Here is a 16961-nt window from a genome sequence, read left to right on the forward strand (position 1 = left end):
TGTTAGAAAGAGAAACTCAATGAAACTTATCTCATGGAACATTGATTCCTTAAACGCTGCCCTCACAGGAGAATCTCCTCGTGCCCTTCTATCACGCGCTGTTTTAGACACTTTAGTCGCTCAAGATGCGGATATTATTGCTATCCAAGAAACCAAATTATCTGCTAAGGGTCCTACCAAAAAACATATCGAGACCTTACTTGGTTATTTTCCAGACTATTTACATGTTTGGCGTTCTTCAGTAGAGCCTGCTCGAAAAGGCTACGCGGGAACCATGTTCCTTTACAAAAACACGCTAAACCCTGTCGTTACCTTTCCAGAAATTGGTGCCCCAACAACAATGGATGCCGAGGGCCGTATTATTACCCTAGAATTTGAAGAGTTTTTCGTCACACAGGTTTACACTCCTAATGCCGGCGATGGCCTTAGACGTTTAGAAGACCGTCAAATCTGGGACCAAAAATACGCTGATTACTTAGCTGAACTTGATGCCCAAAAGCCTGTTTTGGCCACGGGAGATTACAACGTTGCCCACAAAGAGATTGACTTGGCAAACCCTAGTAGCAATCGACGCTCACCCGGTTTTACCGATGAAGAGCGTCAAGGCTTTACTAACCTATTGGCAAGAGGATTTACAGATACCTTCCGTCAATTGCACGGAGATATTCCCAATGTTTATACCTGGTGGGCGCAACGTAGCAAAACCAGCAAAATCAACAATACCGGTTGGAGAATTGACTATTGGTTAACGTCAAACCGACTTGTGGATAAGATTAACCGTTCTGAAATGATTTCTTCTGGAGAGCGCCAAGACCATACACCAATCCTCTTGGATATTGACTTATAATGTCACCTAAAGTACCCTGACAACTCAACTAAAGAAAAGGAAGGATTCCTTTCTTTCAGAACGTAGGCAAACTCTATTTTTAGAAGCTGTCAATGACAATCGTTTAATGATTATGATGTCAACTAACTCTTGAAATACTCATGTTACGTGTTTCAGGAGTTTTTCGTTTTTAGAAAAGCAAAAACAGATTGAAGAAAACGTCCATTTGGGACAATTTTTCTTCAATCTGAGAAGGATTTCCTTCTTTTTTTGTATCTAAGACTTGACATGGAACGCGTTCCATCCTTTATACTTGACCCATATCATGCGTAAAGGAGACAATGATTATGCAAAAACACCTTTTTTTAGATATGGACGGTACACTCTTGAATCGTCATGGGCATGTCACCCCCTCAAATGCTGCACGCATAAAAAAAGCACAGCTGCCAATCACCCTCGTTTCAGCACGTGCTCCTTTCGAAATGAAAGAAGCTATTGATGCCCTTGACCTTACTGGCCCTCAAATTGGATTTAATGGAGGACTGATTTACCAATATCATCAGCATCAACTCGAGACTATTGCAGAACTTCCTCTACCTGAGCAAGCAGGTCAACTCCTAATTGATTATATTCAACAAACCTATCCTGAACTTAGCCAGTCTTATTATTATAAAGATAAATGGTTAAGCTTCAAAAAAGATGATGGCGTTGATTACGAAAGCCAATTAACGCTGCTTGAGCCTGAATTAGTCCCTTTAAACAGCTACCTTTCTCCAACAGAGCCTATTTTTAAAATCATGTTAATAACATTTGATGATTTAGAAATGCAAACTCTCAAGGAAAATTTGTTACAATTACAGTTAGAGGGAGTTAGTATTCAACAATCTGGCTCTTATTATCTAGAAATAACACATCAAGAAGCGGTTAAGTCACGAGGAATCGACTATATAATGACTACTCTCAAACTTCCAAAGGAAGCAACAGTTGCCTTTGGAGATGGGCATAACGATTTGCCAATGTTTGCTAAAGTTGGTACGTCTATCGCCATGGCCAATGCACATCTTGATGTTCTCAAACAAGCAACTTTCGTGACAACCACAAATGACCAAGATGGGGTGGCTTACGGCATTTGGAAGTATGTGAAAGGACACCAATGACAAGTATCCGTGATATCGCTAAATTGGCTGGGGTAGCTCCATCCACTGTCTCACGTTATCTAAATCAATCAGACTATGTCTCGCAAGAAACTAGCCAGATTATTGCAGCAGTTATTCAACAATTGGATTACAGCCCTAATATGACAGCTCGACAATTAAGCACCGGAAAAACCAATCGTATCGGCGTCATCATTCCCCACACTAAGCACCCTTATTTTATCGATATTTTTAGGGGCTTGATGGAAGCTGCCTTAGAAAGCCAATACCAACTTCTTTTTCTACCTTCTGATTACAAGCAAGAGATTGAGCGAGACTATCTGGAACAGCTAAAAGGAAAAGCATTTGATAGTCTTATTTTCACCTCCCGTAAAATCCCTCTAAGGCTTGTAAAAAGGTATGCTGATTACGGTCAAATTGTCCTATTAGAACACTGCACGTCTAAGAAAATTTCTAGTGTTTCTATTGATCGACATCAGGGTTTACAAGAGTTATTTCAGTGGTTAGCTGGTTATAATGTTGGCAAATGTGCCCTACTATTTAGTCGAAATAAAGTAACCAGTTCGACTTTCAAGGCTACGCTCTCAGCTTTCAAAGCAAACTTAGGCAATCAACACCCTTATGAAAGCTTTGGTCAGGTCTCAACCTATGAAGAAGCTTATCAATTAGCGGCTACATTAAGTCAAGATACCAGTTTTGATGCTATTGTTGCAAACGGTGACGATGTTGCCGCAGGTATCCTGACCTACTATCAAGAACATCAGCTCCAACCTCCTCTTGTTGTCAGCCAAGACAAACAACGTTCTGGTCAATTGTTACACCTTCCAAGTATCGATAACAACCGTTTTCAATTAGGGAAGCATGCTTTTTCGTTAGCAACTGGGACACGTGTAGCGCACCTAACTCTCCCTTCACAATTTTTCAAAAATAGGTAGTACTCCCCCTATCCTTTTTTAGAGACCTTTTACTTGTTCTTTAGAGAAGGGAAGGGTATAATTATTTATCACTAAATATTAATAATGGAGAGAGAAATGATTACAAAATCAACAACAATGCTTTACGTCACAGACACAGAGGCCGCCCTACGATTCTGGACTGAACAAGTGGGCTTTGTCTTAATTGATCAAGCGCAACAAGAAGGAACTTCCTCCTATGAGGTTGCCCCAAATAAGGAATCAGCTATAAGCTTTGGCTTACACAACAAGGAAGTCGTGGCTGCTGCTAATCCTGATATGGATCTAGGCTTTCCATCTCTTTTATTTGAAACAGATCACCTTCAGGCAGAATACGAGCGCCTAACAGCTGCTGGTATAACAACCAATCCTATTATGGAATACCAAGGCATGATTCATTTCACCTTCTCTGATAATGAAGGTCATTATATCGCTGTTCGTCAATCAAAATCAGGTAAAGGAGCTTAGTATGGTTACTGCCATTAATGTTTATCTCGTTACTGATGGTAACGGTCAAGAGGCTGTCGCATTCTACCAAGAGGTTTTTCAAGCAAAAGTGGTTAATCTGCTCTTATGGAAAGATGGTGTTCCTGATTGCCCGAAAACGCATGAACATCTTGTCCTCAACGCTCAACTAGATATTGATGGTATTCGCTTGGATCTCTCAGATGAAAATCCTGATGTGGATTATCAAGCTGGTGTCAATATGACGGCTTCTATTATGGTAGGTAGCATCGAAGAAGCCCAGCGCATTTACGATAAGTTGATCATCAATGCTAAGGCAATCAACCTTCCCCTCCAAGAAACCTTCTGGAGCCCTGCCTATGCTAATATTACCGATCAATTTGGAATGATGTGGCAATTAAATACCGAATTAAAAACAGAACATTAAAAAAAGAGACAGTCCTCCATCTTTAAGGGGGTGTCTCTTTTTTATACTCCTTTTAAGAGAGATTTAAGCCTTGGTAAGGCTTGCGATAGCCAACTTGTAAGACTTGACCGTCCTTAATCAGAATAGGCCGCTTGATTAGCATACCATCTACGGCTAAGAGTTCAGCAGCTTCGTCAAGGCTAAGCTTGTCTATCTTATCTTTAAGTCCCAATTCACGGTAGCTGTTACCACTGGTATTAAAGAAATTTTTGACGGTATAACCAGATGTTTCCATCCAGTGTTTGAGGTCCTGAGCTTTGGGTGGATTAGCTTTAATATCAATGGCTTCAAAGTCACTAACCAGTTGCTTTAATTCAGCCATGGCTCTTTGACAGGTACTGCATTTTGGGTATTGGTAGATAGTAATCATTTTTTCTCCTTTGTTACTAGTGATGTTTCATGCTTGAGTAACCAAGCTTTTTTATCTAGGCCGCCGGCATAACCTCTAAGCTGTCCATCTGCTGCTATCACACGGTGACAGGGAATAAAGAGACTTAGAGGATTACGGCCAATAGCTGCACCAACAGCTTGGGCCGATTGACAGGCAACTTGCGTTGCTAGTTGTCCATAGGTTATCGTTTCCCCATAAGGAATCTGGCACAAGGCTTCCCAAACGTTCTGTTGAAAAGGAGTTCCTTTTGGGGCTAAATTAATGGAAATAGCAGTTGGACTTCCTTCAAAATAAGTATCTAACCAACTGGCAGCCTCCTGCAGTATAAAATTCGTTCCTTTTTGAGGAAGGGAAGCAAGGCCCGCTTGGAAATAAGCCTGTCCTACAAACCAAGCCCCCACCAAAGCTTGATCTGATGCCACCAAAGATATTTTTCCTAATGGACTATTGTAATAAAATTCTGTTAAGGTCATAAGTTGTGCTTTCTTCGTTTCAAACATCTAGCAAAGACAGTGGCTAAACAGGATTCAGCGATCCTTCTCTATAAGCCATAGCGGCTATCTTCGTCTATTTCCTGATAGTCAGCCTGTTCATGACTCTTTTTGAGCTTTTGATAGGCCAAGCGTTCTCCTTCAACAATAACCTTGCCACAATAAATGTAACCTAATTTCTCTAAAATATGCTGCATGATCTTATTTTTTTCATGAGTATCACAGCGAAAATCCTTTTGATCAAAGCCTTCGATTAAGCCCTGTAAAAAAGTTTGTGCAATGGTTTGCCCCTGATGGTTTTTAGATACCGCAATACGATGAAAGGTCACATAAGCTTGATTTGGCGTTCGCCACTGCCCATCGTAAATAGCATTGTAAGCTTCTTCATTACCATAAATTGCTGCCGCGTAGGCTACAATCGTCCCTTCATCATTTAGAGCCACATAAGCTTGACCTTTTAAAATATCATCAATGATCACGTCTTCATTTGGGTAGCCATTTTGCCACTGGTCACTCCCATAAGTAGCAATCACCTTCTTAGCATCTTCAATCACGTTCATCACTTGAGCCACTTCATTTGGAAAGGCTAGTCTAATGTCCATTGTCATTCCTCTTTTCTTGGTTTCATTACTGGTATTTGGAGTCAAATGCTGCTATCATCGTCAATCAGAGCAAGCCCGCCCTCTTTGAGAAAAGCCTTGTCAAAAATAGCTCACATTTCTCCCACACTGTGGTGTCCTTATCAGTCATAAAGTTCTTGAGCTTGGCTTGTTCTAAAACAGATTTTGGTAAGATAGAAGGGTCAATAGAAAATAGATAAGGACTTACTCATACAGCACCTCTCTATAATACTAGTGAGTATAGCATAATGTACCTGATTTGACAAAGATGTTCCCCACCTGCTACATTAATTCATGGTATAATAATGAGAGATAAAGGAGATTTAAAAATGATTAAAGAATTTTGTGCTGAGAACCTAACACTACTTCCAACCCTTAACGCTAGTCAAGTCAGTCGTGTGGAACTTTGTGACAACCTGGCTGTCGGAGGCACTACGCCATCTTATGGTGTCATCAAAGAAGCCTGCCAGCTTTTACACGATAAAAACATCAGTGTAGCAACCATGATTCGCCCTCGTGGTGGCAATTTTATCTATAACGACCTCGAACTAAAGGCTATGGAAGAAGACATTATCAAAGCCATTGAAGCTGGCTCAGATGCGCTTGTCTTGGGAATGCTAACCGCAGAAAATCAACTGGATACCGAGGCCATCGAACACCTGTTACCTGCTACACAAGGCTTGCCACTGGTTTTCCACATGGCTTTTGACCTCATTCCGACTGCACAACAGCATCAAGCCCTTGACCAACTGATTGATTACGGCTTTGTACGTGTTTTGACCCATGGTTCACCTGAAGCTACTCCTATTGCAGACAATGTAGCACACCTTAAAAACCTTGTGACTTATGCCAACAAACGTATTGAAATCATGATTGGAGGAGGTGTCACTGCTGAGAATTGCCAAAGTTTGAGTCAACTCACTGGAACGGCCATTGTCCACGGGACTAAAATCATTTAACCACCTAAAAGACCATCAATTGGAGATTTATTGATGGTCTTTTTTCTATGAGTTCAAAAGATGTGGCATAGGATGGTATTCTTCTGCCGTATAAGCTTTTCCAAAAGCCACTATCAAGGTAGCAATACCTGGGAAAAACAAACCAAATACTGCTAGACCCTTTGACCCTCCAAAAGCACGGACATAGCAAAAGTGAACATAGTAATAATAAATAGCAATGACCCAACCAATAAAGTAAAACCATTTATTATCTTCTGAAAAAGTGATTTTGTGTTTGATAAAGCCTGCATAAAAAGGAATGAGGCTATACCATCCTTTATAACCCGCTCTTTTAAAGAGTCGCCAGTTAGCGATAAGGCATAATAAAGCTGATAATAGTAATAAAGCCAATATCATTCCGTATACTCCTAAAACAAGAACTGCTGCCTGATCTTCTGTCATTAGTTTTTCTCCTATATGTAAGATGACTTATAAGTCATGGAAGTGTTGGTAAAGCTCTTGGCGATTAACCTGGTAAGCTTTAGCAATTGTTTTAATAGCCTGATTAGGCTTGGCACCTGCTTGAATTTCTTTTTGAACTAAAGCAATGAGGTCCACATCATCTGTCTGTTCTATCTTTTCCTCTGGATTAACTCCAGCCACAATCAGCAGACATTCCCCTTTAAGAGGGGTTTCCTCAAGGTAGGTCAAGATTTCTGAAATCGACCCCCGCTGGTATTCCTCAAAAAGCTTGGTCAATTCTCTGACAAGCACCACTTGACGGTCACCGTAGCAAGCCAACATATTGGTCAAGGTATCCTTAACCCGATAGGGCGATTCATAGAAAATTTGTGTTTCTGGATAGCTACATTTATGGTCAAAAAATGTTTTTTGTTGCCCTGCTTTTCTGGGTAAGAATCCATAAAAAACGTGAGGTTGGGGAGCAAGCCCACTAGCAATCAAGGCTGTAATTCCTGCTGATGCTCCTGGTAAAGCAACCACCGTAATAGCATTGTCAATGGCGGCCTTGACCAAATCATGCCCAGGATCAGAAATAGAGGGCATTCCTGCATCAGAAACCTGAGCCAGTGACCGTCCTGATATTAATAAATCAATTAAATCAGGAATCTTCTCATAGGCATTGTGTTCATGAAAGCTGATTTGCTTGGTAGCAATATCAAAATGTTTCAACAGAAGGCCCGTGTTTCGGGTGTCTTCAGCACAAATAAAATCAACTTCTTTTAAGGTTGCGACTGCTCTAAAGGTCATGTCTTGCAAATTGCCAATCGGGGTTGGAACCAAATACAAGGTTCCGCTTGTTTTTTGATCTTTAAAACTTTTTTGAACTTGCATGCCCTTACTTTCTATCTAATAATTCTCTACAAAACATACATTCTTCATCATTCTCACGACGCTGCCCGTAGAAAAAATTACAGATATGAAAGCCCTCATCATAGATTCCTTCTAAATGATCTTTCCCTTGTTTGGAAGGATTTTTTGCCAAATTCTCCTGTTCTAATTGACTCAAGCGTTCTCGTAATTTTGTATTTTCTAGGCGAAGAATGGTATTTTCTTCTACCAATGATTGGACTTGTTTTTTCATAGCTTCAATTTCAGCTAAAGTAACCATTAAATTTTGTGAAAATCCATCAAAAGCATCGAATAATTCTTTTTTATTCACCTACTTTAACCTCCTCTAAAGCGTAAGTTACCAAGGTCAACTGGTCTTTCAACCGCACCTTAATAGTGTCCGTAAAAATGTCAATGGCTGCTACTGTTGCAGGACCATCACTTGTCTCTACTATGGTACCATAATCAGGAAATTTTTTCTTGTTTTCCTGATAAAAGCTATCCTCATATTGGAGACAACATAAGAGACGACCACAGTAGCCTGTTGATTTGCCAGAATTGAGAGAGAGTCCTTGATTTTTCAACATTTTAATAGAAACTGTTGGAAATTCTCCCAAAAAACTCGAACAACAAAGTGGACGACCACACGGTCCTAAGCCACCGTAAATCTTAGCTTCCTCACGACTATTAATTTGATGCAATTCAATCCTGGTCTTAAAATAAGCTGCTAAATCTTTTAACAGTTGCCGAAAATCAACGCGTTCTTCAGCTGAAAAGGTAATCAAGACATAATTGCGCTCCAAAGGAAAGACAATATCGATAAGTTTCATGTCCAACCCATTTTTGGCAATCAAAGCCACTACTTCTGCCTTTGACGCTGCTGCAAACCTAGCATTGTCCTCAAATGCCTTTGTATCCATAAGCGTAGCAGATCTTACAACAGTTGGTAATCCCTTGGGAAGACTAGTCTCTGAAAAGGCCTTTTTCACTTGATAAACTTTTGCTAGATGGCTCCCTTTGCCATCTTTGACCACTACTAAAGTTTCCACGGGAAAATCCTGCTCTGTCAAAGCATATTTGACAAGTTCCGATTCCCCATAACGAATCCCAATTGCGCTTATCATGACATCACCATATATTCTAATGTGTTTTGGAAATTGACATTGCTTTGCCACATGAGCCTAGCCTGATAGACAGCCTCCAATTGTTGACAACTTGTTTGCGACTGTTCTCTTGCCAAAAGCAGGGTTAAGAGAGTTAAAACCAAATCTTGCTCCTCTTTTTCAGTCGCCAATTGTACCAGACGATTCAAAGCTAAGTAAGCCTGCAACTGGTCTTTCAGCCAAATAAAGACAAAACGCTCTGTTTGCGCCATCACCTCCAGCACCTTACTATTTTGTGCCAAGTCTTTCAACTGGTCGGTATTCTTAGCTAATTTAGCCAATAAATCAGCTTGACTTTTTAGCAAGCCTTGCTCTTGGGCTAATTGAAAGAGATAGGTTTCGTTTTTAGGAAATTGAAACACCTGAGTTCGACTTTTAATGGTTGGAAGTACCTGATTATCATCATTGGTCAATAAAAAAATGTAGGTATGCCCTTGAGGCTCTTCAATGTATTTCAAGAGGCTATTTGCAGCATTGACATGCATTTTGTCACAGTCTTTGATAATAAAGACCTGTCGTTTGCCTTCATAACCTGTTTGAGAAAAGTTAGCCATCATCTCTTTTACCGTTTCGGTTTTGATCACTTGGCCAGTTGGTTCCAAGACCGTCACATCGGCAAAATCACCTTGATCAATCAAATGACAGGAGCGACAATGCCCGCAAGGTGTTTGACCATTTGTGTATTCACAAAAAATCACCTTGGCTAAAAAAAGAGCCATCTCGGCATTGGCAAAATCACCCGAAAAAAGATAGGCATGGTTTAGACGGTCCTTCTTTAAAATTTCTTGAAATGCTTGATAGACTTTGGGAGCCTTCTGTGCTAAATCCATTCCTATCCTCCTTTACTAAGTTTCCAACAAAGCTAGAACATGCTGCAAGGCAGCCTCAACAACTGCTGCTAGCGATTTTGAGGCATCAATGGTTACAATCCGATTTGACTGCTCTTTGGCTAAGGCTAAATAACCTTGGCGCACTCGCTGGTGCATGTTCTCTTTTTCCAAATCCAAACGGTTAACCTCTCGATTTTTATTGGCTGCAATACGAGCCAAACCAATCTCAGATGGCACATCAAAATAAAGGGTCAAATCAGGCTCCAAGCCGTCTGTCGCAAATCTGTTGAGCCATTGAATGTCAGCTTTTGAGAGCCCCCGACCTGCACCTTGGTAAGCCACAGAACTATCAGTAAAGCGATCAATAAAGACTAGTTGACCTGCTTCAAGAGCTGGTAATACTTTCTCCACCAAGTGCTGCCTTCGAGCTGCAATGTAAAGCAAGAGTTCAGTTTTGGGATCCATTGCCGTGTGCTTGACATCCAAAATAAGCTCTCGAATATGTTCTGAAATGGCAACGCCGCCTGGTTCTCTTGTCGTCACAATCTCTTGGCTAATGCGCTCTTTTAACAGAGGAACGACTTGTTCCAAAACACTAGTTTTTCCTGCGCCATCTGGTCCTTCGACCGTGATAAGTTTTCCTGTAATCATCTGACTTCCTTCGTTTTATATTAGTTCTATTTTACCAAAAATTGCCCAAAAAAACACTGCCAATTCTCTTAGCAGTGCGCGATTTTTATGTCAACTCAGGCTTTGCGATTGTTTTTTCGACAGATGCCACAGTAACTCCTATCGCTGCCAGCCATTCGGCTAACCATTTAGGTGCGGTTGTTCCATCTAGTTGCATCTCAATCACTGTTTTCCATTAGAACAAGTAGCCACAACGATGCGGCGAACATCAAGGTTATCTTGTGATAAACAATCCGCAATTTTGGTCAGAACACCAACAACACAATCTGCCAAGAGCACCAGACAAATACTTTATAAGCCATAACCGAAAACCTCTAAAAAAGCTTTAAAGACATCACGGTCGGTGATAATACCAAAACCACTTGATTGTTTTGAATAACAGGTAGGACACCCACTTTGTAGGCCATCATTTCCTAAATGGTATCTTCCAAACTAGCATCAGATCCAACTGTCATAATCTAGCGAATCATGATGTCCTGAATGTTAGCTTTATTGAGTAAATAAATCATCTCATCGCTAGATAAGCTTGTTGCCTTTGACAGGCTTGCATCTGCTATAGTTTTCTCGGTCACAAGTCCAACTAAAATCAAAAAAAGCGGGCAAGTTCACACATTCATTGTGAGCTGCACCACTTCTTTTTTAAGGATAGTAAAAGACTGTTTTCCCAGCACTCCTTCTTACAAACGAATGAGTAGAGACTGAAGAATTAAGCCTGACTTAACCCTTCAGCTGGTGTACTATTTTCTTCGCGGTGAAGATTCCCAACAAACTGACGATCAATGTCATCAAAAGCTGATGGTTTAACCTCTTTCACAAATTTCAAACGACTGATTTCTTCAACTTTCGTTTCCAAATCATCCTTGTTAATATAAATCACTAAGTAACGAGAGCGTTTGGAATGGTAATACAAATCTCCAAATTTTAATAATTTTCTAGCATCTCGGTTATAATACAGGTAAACAACGAGTCCTATGCGTTCTTGTTTTTGAAACATTATAAGCCCTTTTCTTTGATATTTTGATATGGTCCTGATGAGTGTCTCGGTCTTTTAGATGCTAAGGGAAGTCCCGTATCCACAAAAATACTCTCAGACACTGCGCCAGCAATTTCTTCAGAAATGTTAGCCAAAATCACTTGAAAATCAACCTGTGCCAAGCGCATAGCAACTACCAGAGGATGACAATCAAGAGACCGTTTTTGCGCTAGCATCTCTCGGCGTAACTGCCTCACCTCTGGCCTATAAGCCTGTAAGGTCTCGCTGGCTGCATAGCTTTGTTTGATGTTCTGAAACTTTCTCATCTCAACTTGCAAACTCATATCTGCTTCAACAGCTGCTTTAGCCTCAGCATAAGCCTTGTATTGAGGCATTTCTTTAAGATCTGCCACTAGCTGATCAACAGCTTCTTCAATGGCGATAAATTCTTCACTAATGACTAACATAATTTGATTATACCACACTTTAAGCAAAAGGTAAGGAAGGAGAAAGAGACCTGTTTCAAAAAAATAGACAAATGTAGGCACACAGTGATTGATGTTTCCATCAGATTAACAACGAAAAGAACAACTCTACTAACAGGCAACATAAAATGGTCAGCAACAGCTTTCAAGATGACTTTCAAAATCAATAACATCACTGTTGAGAAAACATCTGCTCAAGAAAAGCAAAATGACCAGTCTCTCCTAGTCATTAGAGGAAACTGGTCACGTCAGGTTTTTTAAGTCAAGCCTTTATTTTAATTCGTTGTTTTCCATAATCTCGTCAATAAAACCATAAGCTAAGGTTTCTTCGGCACTCATCCAATAGTCACGTTCAGCATCTTTGTGAACTTGTTTAATGGTTTTTCCAGCATTTTGTGCCAAGATTTTTTCTAAACGGTGACGTGTTTTCAAGAGGTGCTCTGCCGCAATAGCCATATCCGTTTGTTGTGTGCCACCACCTGTACCACCCATTGGTTGGTGAATCATGTATTCTGCATTTGGTAACATAAAGCGCTTGCCTTTAGTTCCTGATGAAGCAATGACAGTCCCCATAGAAGCCGCCATCCCCATCACAATAGTCTGAACATCAGCCTTGATAAAGTTCATAGTGTCTACAATAGCCAAACCCGCTGAGACAGAGCCACCAGGTGTATTGACATATAAATAAATATCTTTCGTATTGTCTTGAGCATCAAGGAATAAAAGCTGCGCAATGACAGAATTTGCCATATTATCTTCAACAGGACCTGTCAACATGATGATACGGTCTTTTAACAAGCGTGAATAAATGTCGTAAGAACGTTCGCCACGACTGGTTTGTTCAATAACAACAGGAATCATAAAAAATCTCCAATCTACAAAGGATTGACAGTGGTAATTTGTAGGCACTAGCCACCACTCGTCTCCTCTTTTATAATGATTGACCTTATTATAATCTTTTGGTCAAAAAAGGTCAAATAATAAACTTACTTTTAAAAAAGAGGGAGGAACCATCTCTGATTTCTAGGAAATCAAATTAGGGTTCCACCCCAGATGCTTAATTTTAAGGACGATAAGTCTTTTATTTTGTACCGAAAAGACGATCCCCAGCGTCTCCCAAACCTGGGACAATGTAACCATGCTCGTTGAGACATTCATCAAGGGCAGCAGTGAAAATATCAACATCTGGATGAGCCTCTTGCAGTTTTTTAACCCCTTCTGGGGCTGCTACTAAGCAGACAAACTTGATGTTGGTTGCACCGCGTTTTTTCAACGAATCAACGGCTAAAATAGCTGACCCCCCTGTAGCCAACATTGGATCCACAAGGAAAATTTGACGGTGATCAATATCTTCTGGCAATTTGACCAAGTATTCAACAGGTTCTAAAGTTTCTTCGTCACGATACATACCAATGTGACCAACTTTTGCTGCTGGAACAAGGCTCAAGAAACCATCAACCATCCCAATGCCTGCACGGAGAATCGGAACGATAGCAAGTTTTTTACCAGCTAATTGTTTTTGCACCGTTTTAGCAACTGGTGTTTGAATGTCGACATCTTCTAATGGAAGGTCACGAGACACTTCATATCCCATAAGCATCGCAATTTCATTAACCAATTCACGGAAATCTTTCGTCGATGTGGTTTGACGACGTAAGATTGAGAGTTTGTGCTGAATGAGCGGATGCGAAATAACTTGACATTTTCCCATGTTGATATACTTCCTTCTATCTTTTTTACACTTTTACCATTATACCAAAAATCTGGTCACTTTGTGTGAGAAATCATGATTTTTAGCGATTAACTTTCCCTCCCTCCTTTCTGTCCCTGATTTCCTTGTAAAAAGATGGCAAAAAAAGAAACCATTTCGCAATTTATTCCATCGTGAAATCGTTTCTCTTGTGACCTATTTAGCGCCAGCCTAATTTCTGACGAAGACGACTAGCCTTGCTACCAATTAACTTGTCAAGTTGATGAGTTAGCAAGGTAAGTGCCGCGTAAACCACCAGTCCCAAGCCACCAATAATGAGAAGGTAAAGAAGGCTAGTCAAGCGACCTGTCGGTTGAAAGGCATAGCCCAAGAGCCAATTAGCCATGAAAACCATAAACCCCATAATAATCGTTTCGATGAGAGTTAATAACAGTCGTTTTTTCAATAAACTCCGATTAAAACGCGTTACCTGATGCAAGCGACGATACATTAAATAAATCGGCACTAGCAGAGCAATCGTTGTTGCCAATAATGGTCCATAAGCGTGCAAGAAGTAAATTAAGGGCACTTGTAAAACAAGCTTGATAAGAACTCCGTAGGCAAAATAGTAAATAGCTTTGCGATTCTCAAAAAGAGCCTGAAGCATTGGTGAAAAGAGGGTATAGAGAGCTAACAACAAGGTTTGGAAAAGAACCGCCACAAAAAGGTGAATGGCACGATCTTCACTAGCCCCATAAAAAACAGAATAAAGTGGTCTAGCTAAAATGATAGCTCCTGTCAAGGCTGGCAGTAAAAACATGAGCAACATTTCAATGTTGTTAATGATTAGGCGAGCGGCTGCTGTCATGTCTTTTTTGACATAATTTTCGGTCAACAGGGCAATACCAACCCCACCAATAGAGGCTGCCACCGCAATTAAGACCATGGTAATTTTTGCAGGATTGGCATTAAAATAACCAAATAAAACCAATAATTGAGAACGACTGTAAGTGGTAAACAGGCTCATGGTATTAACAAAAGACCACTGGTCAATTAATTGAAAGGCTTGAATAGCACTACCTGTCACGATAAAAGGGATGGACTCTTTTAAGGTCTCAATCAGCAACCCTTTGATGTCAATGGCTATCGTATGTTTTGGTTTACTGAAAATAGCTGCTAAAAGACCTTGCTTCCAAAGGTAATACCCTAAAACGCCCATACTGGCAACCATTCCAATAAAGGCGGCAAAGGTTGACTGAGTAACTGCTGAAATATAGTCTCCAGAACCTAACTTCATGATGAAAAAGGTGGTCAAGAGCATCCAGATAACCCGAATGAGTTGCTCAGCAATCTGACTAACTGCATAAGGCTTGATATTATTGTGACCTTGGAAAATACCTCGAATCACACTCATTACCGGAAAGACAAAAACAGCTAAGGAAAGACTGTGCATAATTGGGACAAGCTTGTCATCACCGCCAGACAAACGAGCAAATAAAGGAGAACCTAGATACATAATGACCGAAAAAATAAGACCCAAGCCAAGCATGAGTTTCAGGGTACTTCGGATTAACTGATAACTATGCTCAGTCTGACCCATAGAATTGTACTTGGCTACTTGTTTGGCGATAGCAACATTGAGTCCTGTGGTTGAAATCAATAAAAAATAAGCATAAACATTATACCCCATATTGAAAAGAGCATTGGCTTGAATCGCGTATTGCCCCATCCAAATGTACCAAGGAATAATGTACAACACTCCCAAAAGTCGGCTAATAAAATTACCAGCTGTGGACCAGGCCGCTCCCTGAACCATCAATTCTTCTTGTGTCAGTTGTTTTTTTTCTATCGACATATCTATTCTTTCCTAGTTTCTATTAGCTTTATTATAAACTTTTGCTTGTGACTTGTAAAACAAGAACTTTAAGGATAAAATAAGGGTATGATAACCATTGAACAATTATTAGACATTTTAAAAAAGGATCATAATTTTCGTGAGGTTCTTGATGCCGACGGATACCACTACCATTATCATGGACTCAGCTTTGAGCGCCTCAGTTACGATAGCCGTCAAGTAGATGCCAAGACCCTCTTTTTCGCCAAAGGGACAACTTTCAAAGCTGATTACCTTAAAGAAGCAATCACTAAGGGATTACAACTCTATATTTCAGAGGTAGATTACGAGCTTGGTATTCCTGTTGTTCTGGTCAACAATATCAAAAAAGCCATGAGTTTAATTGCCATGGCTTTCTATGGCAACCCTCAAGAAAAGCTCAAACTACTAGCTTTTACAGGAACTAAGGGAAAGACAACGGCTGCTTATTTTGCCTACCACATTTTGAAAGAATCCTATACACCTGCCATGCTGTCTACTATGAATACTACTTTAGATGGCAAGACCTTCTTTAAATCACAACTCACAACTCCTGAGAGCTTGGATCTTTTTGCCATGATGGCTGAGTGTGTGGCTAATGGCATGACTCACTTGATTATGGAAGTCTCCAGCCAGGCTTACTTGGTCAATCGTGTGTATGGCCTTACTTTCGATGTTGGGGTTTTCCTAAACATTAGCCCTGACCATATTGGCCCAATCGAGCACCCAACTTTTGAAGATTATTTTTACCACAAACGTCTCTTAATGGAGAATAGCAGAGCTGTAGTCATCAATAGCGGTATGGATCATTTTTCATTTTTGGCAGAGCAAGTCGCTGACCAAGAGCATGCGTTTTACGGTCCCTTGTCTGACAATCAAATCAGTTCTAGCCAAGCCTTCTCCTTTGAAGCTAAAGGACAATTAGCTGGCCATTATGATATTCAATTAATTGGCCGTTTTAACCAAGAAAATGCCATGGCGGCCGGACTAGCTTGCCGTCGTTTGGGCGCTAGCCTAGCTGATATTCAACAGGGAATTGCCAAAACCCGTGTTCCGGGCCGCATGGAAGTCCTTACCATGTCAAATCATGCCAAAGTTTTTGTCGATTATGCCCATAATGGAGACAGCTTGGAAAAATTGCTAAGTGTGGTGGAAGAACATCAGACAGGTAAATTAATGCTGATTTTAGGTGCACCAGGAAATAAAGGTGAGAGCAGACGAGCTGATTTTGGCAGGGTGATTAACCAGCATCCAAACCTCACCGTCATCCTCACTGCCGACGACCCTAATTTTGAGAATCCCGAAGACATTTCCACAGAAATCGCTAGCCATATCACGCGCCCTGTTGACATTATCAGTGATCGTGAACAAGCTATCAAAAGAGCCATGTCCCTCTGCCAAGGGGCGAAAGACGCTGTGATTATCGCTGGAAAAGGCGCAGATGCTTACCAAATTATTAAAGGGGAAAAGGCACCTTATGCCGGTGACCTGACAGTCGCTGAACGTTACCTCTAATTACTAGACAAAACTGACTTAACAAGAATGATTATTGCTACTCTTTTTAATCATTCTAATATAGAAAACTTTTTTAGTAAAATCTAAT

At 40.5% G+C, this 16961-nt stretch carries 21 protein-coding genes; 7 read left to right on the forward strand and 14 right to left on the reverse strand.

All coding sequences use genetic code 11. The features are described from left to right. Window positions 1-19 precede the first annotated feature (19 nt). The 5 genes from EL097_RS00515 (at window position 20) to EL097_RS00535 (ending at window position 3825) form a co-directional block, all read left to right on the forward strand. Entirely contained in the window at window positions 20-847 is an 828-nt protein-coding gene (locus tag EL097_RS00515) for an exodeoxyribonuclease III (protein WP_003046937.1), read from the forward strand. Between the two features lie 323 nt (window positions 848-1170). Continuing rightward, window positions 1171-1983, forward strand: coding sequence for a Cof-type HAD-IIB family hydrolase (locus tag EL097_RS00520; RefSeq protein ID WP_081587276.1), 813 nt, complete (start codon window positions 1171-1173; stop codon window positions 1981-1983). Further along, a complete protein-coding gene (locus tag EL097_RS00525) occupies window positions 1980-2915 on the forward strand; it encodes a LacI family DNA-binding transcriptional regulator (protein WP_003046931.1) in 936 nt (311 codons plus the stop codon). The genes EL097_RS00520 and EL097_RS00525 overlap by 4 nt, the downstream gene beginning before the upstream one ends. A 96-nt stretch (window positions 2916-3011) precedes the next feature. Next, entirely contained in the window at window positions 3012-3401 is a 390-nt protein-coding gene (locus EL097_RS00530) for a glyoxalase/bleomycin resistance/extradiol dioxygenase family protein (protein ID WP_003046928.1), read from the forward strand. A gap of 1 nt (window position 3402) precedes the next feature. Continuing rightward, a complete protein-coding gene (locus tag EL097_RS00535) occupies window positions 3403-3825 on the forward strand; it encodes a VOC family protein (RefSeq protein ID WP_003046926.1) in 423 nt (140 codons plus the stop codon). Window positions 3826-3877: 52 nt separating this feature from the next. On the opposite strand, the gene EL097_RS00540 is transcribed toward EL097_RS00535, so the two are convergent. The 3 genes from EL097_RS00540 to EL097_RS00550 all read right to left on the reverse strand — a co-directional run bounded on the left by EL097_RS00540 (window position 3878) and on the right by EL097_RS00550 (window position 5348). Next, window positions 3878-4234 (reverse strand): arsenate reductase family protein, encoded by a 357-nt coding sequence (locus tag EL097_RS00540; RefSeq protein WP_003046924.1) that lies wholly within the window; start codon window positions 4232-4234, stop codon window positions 3878-3880. Continuing rightward, window positions 4231-4728: a methylated-DNA--[protein]-cysteine S-methyltransferase gene (locus EL097_RS00545; RefSeq protein WP_003046921.1), complete on the reverse strand. Its 498-nt coding sequence runs from the start codon at window positions 4726-4728 to the stop codon at window positions 4231-4233. Before EL097_RS00545 ends, EL097_RS00540 begins: the two co-directional genes overlap by 4 nt. Before the next feature lie 68 nt (window positions 4729-4796). Continuing rightward, window positions 4797-5348 carry a GNAT family N-acetyltransferase gene (locus EL097_RS00550; RefSeq protein WP_003046916.1) on the reverse strand — a complete coding sequence of 184 codons (552 nt, stop codon included), beginning with the start codon at window positions 5346-5348 and terminating at the stop codon, window positions 4797-4799. A 347-nt stretch (window positions 5349-5695) separates the two neighbouring features. Here EL097_RS00550 and EL097_RS00555 point away from each other — a divergent pair, with 347 nt between their 5' ends. Then, complete coding sequence (locus tag EL097_RS00555) at window positions 5696-6325, forward strand: copper homeostasis protein CutC (protein ID WP_003046913.1); 630 nt, start codon at window positions 5696-5698, stop codon at window positions 6323-6325. A gap of 45 nt (window positions 6326-6370) precedes the next feature. On the opposite strand, the gene EL097_RS00560 is transcribed toward EL097_RS00555, so the two are convergent. From EL097_RS00560 to EL097_RS00615, 11 genes are all read right to left on the reverse strand, one after another. Beyond that, entirely contained in the window at window positions 6371-6766 is a 396-nt protein-coding gene (locus EL097_RS00560) for a DUF5684 domain-containing protein (protein WP_003046911.1), read from the reverse strand. A gap of 27 nt (window positions 6767-6793) precedes the next feature. Beyond that, a complete protein-coding gene (gene rsmI, locus EL097_RS00565; protein WP_003046907.1) occupies window positions 6794-7657 on the reverse strand; it encodes a 16S rRNA (cytidine(1402)-2'-O)-methyltransferase in 864 nt (287 codons plus the stop codon). Window positions 7658-7661: 4 nt separating this feature from the next. Next, complete coding sequence (yabA, locus tag EL097_RS00570) at window positions 7662-7985, reverse strand: DNA replication initiation control protein YabA (RefSeq protein ID WP_003046904.1); 324 nt, start codon at window positions 7983-7985, stop codon at window positions 7662-7664. Beyond that, window positions 7978-8778: a regulatory iron-sulfur-containing complex subunit RicT gene (ricT, locus tag EL097_RS00575; protein ID WP_003046901.1), complete on the reverse strand. Its 801-nt coding sequence runs from the start codon at window positions 8776-8778 to the stop codon at window positions 7978-7980. Before ricT ends, yabA begins: the two co-directional genes overlap by 8 nt. Continuing rightward, window positions 8775-9647, reverse strand: a complete 873-nt coding sequence (locus EL097_RS00580; protein ID WP_003046898.1) for a DNA polymerase III subunit delta' — start codon at window positions 9645-9647, stop codon at window positions 8775-8777. Before EL097_RS00580 ends, ricT begins: the two co-directional genes overlap by 4 nt. A gap of 15 nt (window positions 9648-9662) precedes the next feature. Beyond that, window positions 9663-10298 (reverse strand): dTMP kinase, encoded by a 636-nt coding sequence (tmk, locus tag EL097_RS00585; protein ID WP_003046895.1) that lies wholly within the window; start codon window positions 10296-10298, stop codon window positions 9663-9665. Between the two features lie 745 nt (window positions 10299-11043). Continuing rightward, entirely contained in the window at window positions 11044-11331 is a 288-nt protein-coding gene (locus tag EL097_RS00595; RefSeq protein ID WP_003046884.1) for a YlbG family protein, read from the reverse strand. Then, window positions 11331-11777 (reverse strand): YlbF family regulator, encoded by a 447-nt coding sequence (locus EL097_RS00600; RefSeq protein ID WP_039994942.1) that lies wholly within the window; start codon window positions 11775-11777, stop codon window positions 11331-11333. The genes EL097_RS00595 and EL097_RS00600 overlap by 1 nt, the downstream gene beginning before the upstream one ends. Before the next feature lie 288 nt (window positions 11778-12065). Beyond that, on the reverse strand, window positions 12066-12656 hold the full coding sequence (locus tag EL097_RS00605; RefSeq protein ID WP_093998442.1) for an ATP-dependent Clp protease proteolytic subunit: 591 nt from the start codon (window positions 12654-12656) through the stop codon (window positions 12066-12068). Between the two features lie 220 nt (window positions 12657-12876). Continuing rightward, the gene (gene upp, locus EL097_RS00610; RefSeq protein WP_003046872.1) at window positions 12877-13506 is read right to left on the reverse strand and encodes a uracil phosphoribosyltransferase; all 630 of its coding nucleotides are present in this window, start codon (window positions 13504-13506) and stop codon (window positions 12877-12879) included. 199 nt (window positions 13507-13705) lie between these two features. After that, window positions 13706-15340, reverse strand: coding sequence for a putative polysaccharide biosynthesis protein (locus tag EL097_RS00615; protein ID WP_003046868.1), 1635 nt, complete (start codon window positions 15338-15340; stop codon window positions 13706-13708). Window positions 15341-15427: 87 nt separating this feature from the next. Between EL097_RS00615 and EL097_RS00620 the strand changes: the two genes are divergently transcribed. Continuing rightward, window positions 15428-16873: a UDP-N-acetylmuramoyl-L-alanyl-D-glutamate--L-lysine ligase gene (locus EL097_RS00620; RefSeq protein ID WP_003046866.1), complete on the forward strand. Its 1446-nt coding sequence runs from the start codon at window positions 15428-15430 to the stop codon at window positions 16871-16873. Window positions 16874-16961 lie beyond the last annotated feature (88 nt).

It is taken from the genome of Streptococcus canis (genome assembly GCF_900636575.1).
In the GTDB taxonomy this organism is placed as follows: domain Bacteria; phylum Bacillota; class Bacilli; order Lactobacillales; family Streptococcaceae; genus Streptococcus; species Streptococcus canis.

Excerpts from the sequence above, each read along its gene's own strand:
- EL097_RS00515 (WP_003046937.1), top strand. The coding sequence starts at position 20 with ATGAAACTTATCTCATGGAACATTGATTCCTTAAACGCTGCCCTCACA.
- EL097_RS00525 (WP_003046931.1), top strand. The coding sequence starts at position 1,980 with ATGACAAGTATCCGTGATATCGCTAAATTGGCTGGGGTAGCTCCATCC.
- EL097_RS00530 (WP_003046928.1), top strand. The coding sequence starts at position 3,012 with ATGATTACAAAATCAACAACAATGCTTTACGTCACAGACACAGAGGCC.
- EL097_RS00535 (WP_003046926.1), top strand. The coding sequence starts at position 3,403 with ATGGTTACTGCCATTAATGTTTATCTCGTTACTGATGGTAACGGTCAA.
- EL097_RS00540 (WP_003046924.1), bottom strand. The coding sequence starts at position 4,234 with ATGATTACTATCTACCAATACCCAAAATGCAGTACCTGTCAAAGAGCC.
- EL097_RS00545 (WP_003046921.1), bottom strand. The coding sequence starts at position 4,728 with ATGACCTTAACAGAATTTTATTACAATAGTCCATTAGGAAAAATATCT.
- EL097_RS00550 (WP_003046916.1), bottom strand. The coding sequence starts at position 5,348 with ATGGACATTAGACTAGCCTTTCCAAATGAAGTGGCTCAAGTGATGAAC.
- EL097_RS00555 (WP_003046913.1), top strand. The coding sequence starts at position 5,696 with ATGATTAAAGAATTTTGTGCTGAGAACCTAACACTACTTCCAACCCTT.
- EL097_RS00560 (WP_003046911.1), bottom strand. The coding sequence starts at position 6,766 with ATGACAGAAGATCAGGCAGCAGTTCTTGTTTTAGGAGTATACGGAATG.
- rsmI (WP_003046907.1), bottom strand. The coding sequence starts at position 7,657 with ATGCAAGTTCAAAAAAGTTTTAAAGATCAAAAAACAAGCGGAACCTTG.
- ricT (WP_003046901.1), bottom strand. The coding sequence starts at position 8,778 with ATGATAAGCGCAATTGGGATTCGTTATGGGGAATCGGAACTTGTCAAA.
- EL097_RS00580 (WP_003046898.1), bottom strand. The coding sequence starts at position 9,647 with ATGGATTTAGCACAGAAGGCTCCCAAAGTCTATCAAGCATTTCAAGAA.
- tmk (WP_003046895.1), bottom strand. The coding sequence starts at position 10,298 with ATGATTACAGGAAAACTTATCACGGTCGAAGGACCAGATGGCGCAGGA.
- EL097_RS00595 (WP_003046884.1), bottom strand. The coding sequence starts at position 11,331 with ATGTTTCAAAAACAAGAACGCATAGGACTCGTTGTTTACCTGTATTAT.
- EL097_RS00600 (WP_039994942.1), bottom strand. The coding sequence starts at position 11,777 with ATGTTAGTCATTAGTGAAGAATTTATCGCCATTGAAGAAGCTGTTGAT.
- EL097_RS00605 (WP_093998442.1), bottom strand. The coding sequence starts at position 12,656 with ATGATTCCTGTTGTTATTGAACAAACCAGTCGTGGCGAACGTTCTTAC.
- upp (WP_003046872.1), bottom strand. The coding sequence starts at position 13,506 with ATGGGAAAATGTCAAGTTATTTCGCATCCGCTCATTCAGCACAAACTC.
- EL097_RS00615 (WP_003046868.1), bottom strand. The coding sequence starts at position 15,340 with ATGTCGATAGAAAAAAAACAACTGACACAAGAAGAATTGATGGTTCAG.
- EL097_RS00620 (WP_003046866.1), top strand. The coding sequence starts at position 15,428 with ATGATAACCATTGAACAATTATTAGACATTTTAAAAAAGGATCATAAT.